The sequence below is a fragment of the Luteibacter sp. 9135 genome, from assembly GCF_000745005.1.
Lineage (GTDB): Bacteria > Pseudomonadota > Gammaproteobacteria > Xanthomonadales > Rhodanobacteraceae > Luteibacter.
In genome coordinates this window covers 1,324,881-1,332,500 of record NZ_JQNB01000001.1, presented here as the reverse complement: position 1 = coordinate 1,332,500, position 7,620 = coordinate 1,324,881, and the positions used below count along the sequence as shown (strand labels likewise).

The following is a 7,620-nucleotide window of genomic DNA, read 5'->3' as shown; positions in this document are numbered from 1 at the left end:
GGAAGCATCTTCCACCACCTCTCCGTCGATACGCACCGCGCGCTCCTTGAGCTTGCGGTTCGCCTCGGAGTTGCTGGGCGTGACGCCCGCGGCGGTAAGCAGGGAGGCCAGACGGAACCCTTCAGGGGGCACGGCGATCTCTGCAAGCGGAAGCAGGCTGGTATCGCCCTGCCCCGTTACCACGGCGTTCCAGCCGGCGATCGCCTGCTCGGCGGCACCGGCATCGTGGAAGCGCGTGGCCAGTTCACGGGCGAGGCGGAGCTTGGCTTCCCTGGGATTGAGCGTGCCGGAGGCGACGTCGGCCTTCATGGCGGCCAGCTCATCCAGCGATACGTCGAAACTGAGCAATTCGAACCAGCGCCACATGAGGTCGTCGCCGATCTTCATCGTCTTGGTGACGATATCGATGGCTGGCTCGTTGATACCTATGTAGTTGCCCAGGGACTTGGACATCTTGTTGACCCCGTCCAGGCCTTCCAGCAGGGGCATGGTCAGGACGATCTGCGGCGGCTGGCCGTGGTGCTCCTGCAGGGCGCGCCCCATCAGCAGGTTGAACCGCTGGTCGGTGCCGCCCAGCTCGACGTCCGCCTTGAGGGCCACGGAGTCGTAGCCCTGCACCAGCGGATAGAGGAACTCGTGGATGGCGATGGGCTGCTCCGACTTGTAACGCTTGGCGAAGTCGTCGCGCTCCAGCATGCGCGCCACCGTATGGGTGGCGGCAAGGCGGATCATGTCCGCAGCCCCCATGTTGCCGAACCACTCCGCGTTGAAGCGCAGCTCGGTCTTCTCGCGGTCCAGCACCTTGAACACCTGCTCGGCGTAGGTCTCGGCATTGGCCAGCACATCCTCACGGGTGAGCGGCTTGCGGGTGGCATTCTTGCCCGTGGGGTCGCCGATCATCCCCGTGAAGTCGCCGATCAGGAAGATAACCTGGTGCCCCAGGTCCTGGAACTGGCGCATCTTGTTGAGCAGCACGGTGTGGCCGATGTGCAGGTCGGGGGCCGTGGGGTCGAATCCGGCCTTGATCCGAAGGGGGCGACCCGTCTTGAGCCGTGCCTCGAGGTCGTCCTTCTTGATGATCTCGTCCGCGCCACGCGCGATCAGCGCGAGGGCCTGCTCCAGCTCGTTCATGCGTTCTCTCTAATGGATGTAGTTCTGCGTCCTTCACATTTGTCAGTGAAGACGGCGTGGGGGTTAATTGTGCGTTAACCCCACGATGTGTTGCAAAGCCTTGATGGAAAAGGCGTTGACGGCCTTTACACGCGGCCGTTATGGTACGCGACAACTCGGGGCGAGCGGATAGACAAAGACGATGAGTGACGCAAACCGCAGGGCACACAGCGCCCGCAAGCAGGCCATCCGGCGCAAGGCACAGCGCAGGCATTCGCACTTCTACGACTCGCGCGCCCATTGGTCGTTCAGTCGTAACGCCTCGGCCGAGCCGCTGAGCTGGAGTCGTGAGCGCTGGATTCTCGCCGGCACGGCGTTCCTCCTGGTCATCCTTTCCGCCCTGGTGATCCCTGCCTGGGCCGGCGCCATGAAGAAGCAGACGACGGTGACCGGTTCCGCGGTTACCGTGCCCATGGCCTTGTCGAAGTCCCACGCGGTGGTTCCGCTGGCCCTGCCGAAGATCGACCCCGCGTCCATCAAGCCGATCGCCCCGATCGAACAATGGCAGACGGTGCAGGTGAAGCCGGGCCAGACCCTCGCCGATATCTTCCTGGCGCAGGGTCTGACCATGACCGACCTGCAGCACGTGATCGACGGTGCCGGCGGTGCGAAAGTGTTCCACCAGATCAAGCCGGGCCAGGAGTTCCAGTTCCTCGTCGGCGACGACCACACCCTCGAGGGCGTGCGCTTCGACCAGGACGAAGCCACCATCGCCACTCTGCGCATCGACGGCGACAAGCCCCAGCTGACGACGCAGACGCGCGACGTGCAGCATCGCGAGCACATCGTCCACGGTGTCATCGACGGCTCCCTGTTCGGCGCGGCCTCCCAGGCCGGCATGAGCAACGCGATGGTGCTGAAGCTGGCCGAGGTGTTCAAGTTCGACATCGACTTCGTGCAGGACCTGCGCGTCGGCGACAGCTTCACCGTCATCTACGACGATGTGTACAGCGACGGCTCGTTCCTGCGCGACGGCGATATCTCCGCCGCGGAGTTCGTGAACCAGGGCAAGCGCTATACCGCTTACCGCTACAAGAACGGCGACGGCAAATACAGCTACTACAGTGAAGAAGGGCGGCCGCTCACCGGTTCGTTCCTGCGTATCCCGGTCGACTTCACCCGTATCTCCTCGCAGTTCAGCGCCGGACGCATGCATCCGATCCTGGGCAAGATGCGCGCGCACAAGGGCGTGGATTACGCGGCCCCCACCGGCACGCCGATCCATGCGGCGGGCGATGGCGTGGTCAAGTTCCGCGGCTGGATGAACGGCTACGGCAACTTCGTAGTGATCCAGCACAACGCCACCATCAGCACGGCCTACGGCCATATGTCCAAGTTCGCCAACCTGCGCGTGGGCCAGCGGGTCAGCCAGGGCAGCACCATCGGCTTCGTCGGCATGACCGGCCTGGCCACCGGTCCCCACCTGCACTACGAATTCCGCGTCAACAACGTGCAGCGCGATCCGCAGACGGTGACGCTGCCGAAGCCGGAGCCGTTGCCGGCCGCCCAGCTGGCGAAGTTCCGGAAGGATGTGGTCGGACCGCAGCTGGCCCGCCTGAAGCAGATCGACAACAGCACCAAGCTCGCCCGTGCCGACACCGGCGCGAACGGCGCCGACTGATCCATGGCGCGTGCGGACGGCCTGTACATCGGCCTCATTTCAGGGACCAGCGCCGACGGCATCGACGCCGCGCTGGTCCGCTTCGAGAACGAACGCCCGGCCCTCGTCGCCGGGCTCACGTATCCCTGGGATAACGCCCTGCGCCAGCTGATCCTGGCCGTGGCGCAGGATGAGGAACGCCTCGACCTGGACCGCTATGGCCGGCTCGATGTGGCCGTGGGCATGGCCTTCGCCGAAGCGGCCCAGGCCGTGCTGGCACAAGCCGGCGTCGCCCGCTCCGACGTTACCGCGATCGGCTCGCACGGCCAGACGATCCGCCACCGTCCCGGCGGTGACCACCCCTTCACCCTGCAGATCGGCGACGCCTCGGTGATCACGGAACGCACCGGCATCGACACCGTGGCCGATTTCCGCCGCGCTGACGTCGCCGCCGGTGGCCAGGGCGCTCCGCTCGTGCCGGCCTTCCACGCCACGGTGTTGCGCCCCGTGTCCGGCACGCGCGTGGTACTCAACCTGGGTGGCATCGCCAACATCACCCTGCTGGACGCCGACGGCGGCGTGACGGGTTTCGATACCGGCCCCGCCAATGGCCTGATGGACGCCTGGTGCCTGCGGCATCGGGGGGAAGCCTTCGATCGCGACGGACGTTTCGCCGCGTCGGGCCGTGTGGATGCGCCGTTGCTGCGCGAACTGCTGGCCGATACGTATTTCGCGCTCGCTCCACCGAAAAGCACGGGACGTGAACACTTCCATCTCGTCTGGCTGGCGGCACACTCCCGCGTGGGCGAACTGCCCCCCGAGGATGTGCAGGCCACCCTGCTGGCCTTGAGCGCGGTCAGCGTGGTGGAAGCGATCGAACGGCACGCGCCCGACGCCATCGACGTCGTCGCCTGCGGGGGTGGTGTGCACAATGCGGGCCTGATGCAGGCCATTGCCGATCGACTGGATGGCCCTCGGCTGCGGATGAGCACCGATTTCGGCATCGACCCCGACATGCTGGAAGCCATGGCGTTCGCCTGGCTGGCGTATCGCCGCCTGCGGGGCGAACCGGGCAACCTGCCGGTCGTGACCGGGGCGCGCGGCCCGCGACTACTGGGCGCCCTCTATGCGGCGCCTGCATCAGGACCGCTCGGCGGCTAGACCCGCTCGGCGGGGCTCGCGTCGCTACGCGCTGCCGCGTCCGCCAGGGACGACGGCGAGGCCTGGGTCAACGCGGACAGTGCCTCCTGGAAAGCGGCCTGCTCCTGGGCATCCCAGGCACCGGTGAGGTGCGCGATGTCGCCGGGCTCGAGCAACAGTTCACTGAACACGTCGCCGGGACTGAGACCCAGCCCGTAGCGCAATGCGTGGAGGATCACTTCGTTGATCGACCAGCGGCGCTCGCGCGCGAGCGACTTGATCCGCTCGGCCATCTGCTCGTCGATGTGTCTCACGATAATATCTGGCACGTGCGTTTTACTCCTCGCGCATGCCCCCTGTGCCGGAAATCTTACACACATCCGGCCGGTGACCAAAACCGGCCGTGCGGCCTACACCGCTTCGACGGCCATGGGGCGCGGCATCCGGTGCCACAGCAGCGCCAGCAGGACCAGGGTGGGTACGATGGATACGGTGCTGACGATGAACAGCGCCGCGTAGCCCGAATCCTTGACCAGGAAGCCCGAAAGCCCTCCCAGCAGCTTGCCCGGCAGGTTGGCCAGCGCACTCAGCAGCGCGTACTGCGTCGCGGTGAACCGGCGGTTGACCAGCCCCGACATGAAGGCCACCAGCACGGGCCCGGCAAAGCCCTGGGCAAAGTTGTCGCCGGACAGGGTGGCCACGAACGCCCAGGTCTGCCCGGGGTTCATCGCCATCAGCAGGTAGAGCAGGTTGGACACCGCGACGCCGATGGCGGAGATCACCAGTAGGCGGCGCATGTCGAAGCGGGTGACCGCCCAGCCGCCCAGCAGTGCGCCGACGATGCCGACGATCACGCCGTACACCTTCGACACCTCGGCGATCTGGGTCTTGCTGAAACCGGCGTCCAGGTAGAAGGGGTACGCCATGACCCCGAGCATCTGGTCGGGCAGGCGAAACAGGGCGACGAACAGCAGCAGGCCCAGCGCCAGCCCCAGCCCGTAGCGCGACAGGAAATCGCGGAACGGTCCGACGAACCCCTCCTGGATCGCTACCCGCATGGGCACACGCTCGCGCACGCGATGTTCCGGCTCGCGGGCCAGCAGCACGGCGATGACAGGGATGACCAGCAAGGCGCAGATGGCCACGTAGCCGCGTTGCCAGCCGAGCGCATCGGCCACGAGCAGGATGCCGGCACCGCCGGCGATCAGGCCCAACCGGTAGCCGAGGGTGTAGGTGGCGGCCAGCGCGCCCTGGGCCTCGGGGGGCGCGATCTCCACGCGATAGGCATCCACCACGATATCGATGGTGGCACCGGCGAAGGCGGCCACCAGGGTGACGGCCATGAAGCGCGCCAGCGAGAGCGTCGGCGGGAAAGAGGCCATGCCGAGCAGGCCGACACCCAGCAACAGCAGGGCGAACATCAGCCAGCCGCGACGCAGGCCCAGGCGACCGAACAGCGGCAGACGCCACTTATCGACCAGCGGCGCCCACAGGAACTTGAAGTTATAGGCAAACGTGACGTAGCTGGCGACGCCGATCGCACCGTAATCGACACCCGATTCCTTGAGCCACGCCGACAGCGTGTTGCCTACCAGCAGGAACGGCAGCCCGGATGCCAGACCGAAGAAAAGCAGGGTGACGGCGCCCGGCTGGGCGAACGCGGCGGCGATACCACGCAAGCCCTTGTAGCGCGGCGCCGCGGCGGTATCGCTCACTCGGCGTAGTCCACGATGAAGGGCGCGTGGTCGGAAAAGCGTTCGTCGCGGTAGATCGAGCAGTCGCGCAGGCGATCGCGCAGGCCCGGGGTCACGATCTGGTAGTCGATCCGCCAACCCACGTTGTTGGCGCGGGCCTGGCCGCGGTTGGACCACCAGGTGTACTCGACCGCCTCCGGCTTCAGCGCGCGGAAGCTGTCGATCCAGCCGATCTCCTTGAACAGGAGGTCGAGCCAGGCACGCTCCTCGGGCAGGCAGCCGGAGTTCTTCTGGTTGGAGGTCCAGTTCTTGATGTCGTTTTTGGTGTGGACGATGTTCCAGTCGCCGCACAGCACGTAGTCGCGCCCGCTGGCCGCCCATTCGCGGAGGATCGGCGTCAGCCACTCCATCACGCGGAACTTGTACTGCTGGCGCTCGTCGCCCGAGGAACCCGACGGGATATAGAACGACACCACGCTGAGGTTGCCGTAGCGCGCCTCGATATAGCGACCTTCGCAGTCGAAATCCTCGCGGCCCAGCGACACGCGCACTTCGTCCGGCTCACGGCGCGAGTAGATCGCGACACCGCTGTAGCCCTTCTTGCTTCGCGCATCGTGGTAGAAGCAATGGTGTCCGTCGGGCCGGAACATCGGGTCGGTGAGCTGGTATTCCTGGGCCTTGGTTTCCTGCAGGCAGACCACGTCCGCCTCCTGCGTACGCAACCATTCGAAGACACCCTTGGTGGCGGCGGAACGGATACCGTTGGCGTTGAGCGAGATGATGCGCATGGGACCTTGATCGGGCATTCGATGACCCGCCCATCATACCTGCGCCTACAATGCGCGCATGAGCCCGCCTGTCCGCGTCATGCCCGTCACCGCCGAACTTCGCGCCGCCGTCCTCGCGGTGGCCGTGCATCCCGGGCAGTTGCCGTTCGCCGGGCGCACCGCCGATTCGCTGGCCGATGCCGCGGTGTGCCCGGGTAGCGAGGCACTGGCGCTGCTGGTCGACGAGATGGTGGTCGGCTACGTCCGCATCGACCGGCGCGCGACCGCCCTGGGCGATCATCCGCTGGCGGAGGGCGCGGTGGCGCTGCGCTCTTTCATGATCGACGCGGGCCGGCAGGGACAGGGCCTCGGCCGCCGCGCCCTGGATGCCATCCAGGCCTATGTGGAAGGCCGCCATCCCGACCGCGAGCGCATCGTGTTGACGGTGAACCTGCGCAACGAGGCCGCCGTGCACCTCTACCGCCGCGCGGGCTATCGCGAAGACGACGAGCTGTACCATGGCGGTCCGGCCGGCCCGCAATACGTGATGTGGCGCCCGTTGCACCCCTGGACCCACTGAGAGATCCCCCGTGTACGACTACCAGCGCGAATTCATCGAACTCACCCTGACCCGCGACGTGCTGCGCTTCGGCGACTTCACGCTGAAATCGGGGCGCAGCAGCCCGTATTTCTTCAACATGGGCCGGATCGATTCCGGTGCCGCCCTGGCCGGTCTCGGCCGATCGTACGCGGCCGCGGCCACCCGCTCGGGCGTACCGTTCGACATGCTGTTCGGGCCGGCCTACAAGGGCATCGCCCTGGCCGCCGCCACGGCCATCGCGTTGGCCGACACCCAGGGGCGGGATGTGCCGTGGGCGTACAACCGCAAGGAAGCCAAGGATCACGGCGAAGGCGGCCACCTGGTCGGCGCGCCGCTGACCGGCCGCGTGCTCATCGTCGACGACGTGATGACCGCCGGCACGGCGGTACGCGAATCCCTCGAACTGATCCGTGCCCAGGGCGCGGAACCCGCCGGCGTGCTGATCGCCCTCGACAGGCAGGAACGCGGGCAAGGCGAGCTGTCGGCGGCGCAGGAAGTGGCCGCCCAGTTCGGCATTCCGGTCATTGCCATCGCCACACTGGCCGACGTGCTGACCTATGCCGGCGAGCGGCCCGATCTGGCGACGGAACATCAGCGACTGCTGGCCTACCGCGAGCGATACGGCGTCCAGGCCTGAGCGTATCCGGC

At 66.8% G+C, this 7,620-nt stretch carries 8 protein-coding genes (1 of these 8 cut by a window edge); 4 read left to right on the top strand and 4 right to left on the bottom strand.

Translation table 11 applies throughout. From position 1 onward, the window contains the following. On the bottom strand, positions 1-1,131 hold the 5' portion of the coding sequence (tyrS, locus tag FA89_RS05665; protein WP_036139060.1) for a tyrosine--tRNA ligase. It extends 75 nt beyond the left edge of the window; only the first 1,131 of its 1,206 coding nucleotides appear in the window; the start codon lies at positions 1,129-1,131; its stop codon lies beyond the left edge, outside the window. Positions 1,132-1,312: 181 nt separating this feature from the next. Here tyrS and FA89_RS05660 point away from each other — a divergent pair, with 181 nt between their 5' ends. Together FA89_RS05660 and FA89_RS05655 are read left to right on the top strand one after the other, a co-directional pair. Beyond that, the gene (locus FA89_RS05660) at positions 1,313-2,791 is read left to right on the top strand and encodes an OapA family protein (RefSeq protein ID WP_036139057.1); all 1,479 of its coding nucleotides are present in this window, start codon (positions 1,313-1,315) and stop codon (positions 2,789-2,791) included. 3 nt (positions 2,792-2,794) lie between these two features. Then, entirely contained in the window at positions 2,795-3,931 is a 1,137-nt protein-coding gene (locus tag FA89_RS05655) for an anhydro-N-acetylmuramic acid kinase (protein ID WP_036139055.1), read from the top strand. Here the strand turns inward: FA89_RS05655 and FA89_RS05650 are convergent. From FA89_RS05650 to FA89_RS05640, 3 genes are all read right to left on the bottom strand, one after another. After that, positions 3,928-4,239, bottom strand: a complete 312-nt coding sequence (locus FA89_RS05650; RefSeq protein WP_036139052.1) for a ribbon-helix-helix protein, CopG family — start codon at positions 4,237-4,239, stop codon at positions 3,928-3,930. The genes FA89_RS05655 and FA89_RS05650 overlap by 4 nt on opposite strands. A gap of 81 nt (positions 4,240-4,320) precedes the next feature. Continuing rightward, positions 4,321-5,625: an AmpG family muropeptide MFS transporter gene (locus FA89_RS05645; RefSeq protein WP_036139050.1), complete on the bottom strand. Its 1,305-nt coding sequence runs from the start codon at positions 5,623-5,625 to the stop codon at positions 4,321-4,323. After that, on the bottom strand, positions 5,622-6,392 hold the full coding sequence (locus tag FA89_RS05640) for an exodeoxyribonuclease III (protein WP_036139048.1): 771 nt from the start codon (positions 6,390-6,392) through the stop codon (positions 5,622-5,624). Before FA89_RS05640 ends, FA89_RS05645 begins: the two co-directional genes overlap by 4 nt. A gap of 58 nt (positions 6,393-6,450) precedes the next feature. On the opposite strand from FA89_RS05640, the gene FA89_RS05635 reads away from it, so the two are divergent. Continuing rightward, positions 6,451-6,951, top strand: a complete 501-nt coding sequence (locus FA89_RS05635; RefSeq protein ID WP_036139044.1) for a GNAT family N-acetyltransferase — start codon at positions 6,451-6,453, stop codon at positions 6,949-6,951. Positions 6,952-6,961: 10 nt separating this feature from the next. Further along, positions 6,962-7,609 carry an orotate phosphoribosyltransferase gene (gene pyrE / locus FA89_RS05630; protein ID WP_036139042.1) on the top strand — a complete coding sequence of 216 codons (648 nt, stop codon included), beginning with the start codon at positions 6,962-6,964 and terminating at the stop codon, positions 7,607-7,609. Positions 7,610-7,620: the final 11 nt, after the last annotated feature.

Coding starts and splice junctions, on each gene's coding strand:
- FA89_RS05660 (WP_036139057.1), top strand. CDS start 1,313: ATGAGTGACGCAAACCGCAGGGCACACAGCGCCCGCAAGCAGGCCATC.
- FA89_RS05655 (WP_036139055.1), top strand. CDS start 2,795: ATGGCGCGTGCGGACGGCCTGTACATCGGCCTCATTTCAGGGACCAGC.
- FA89_RS05635 (WP_036139044.1), top strand. CDS start 6,451: ATGAGCCCGCCTGTCCGCGTCATGCCCGTCACCGCCGAACTTCGCGCC.
- FA89_RS05640 (WP_036139048.1), bottom strand. CDS start 6,392: ATGCGCATCATCTCGCTCAACGCCAACGGTATCCGTTCCGCCGCCACC.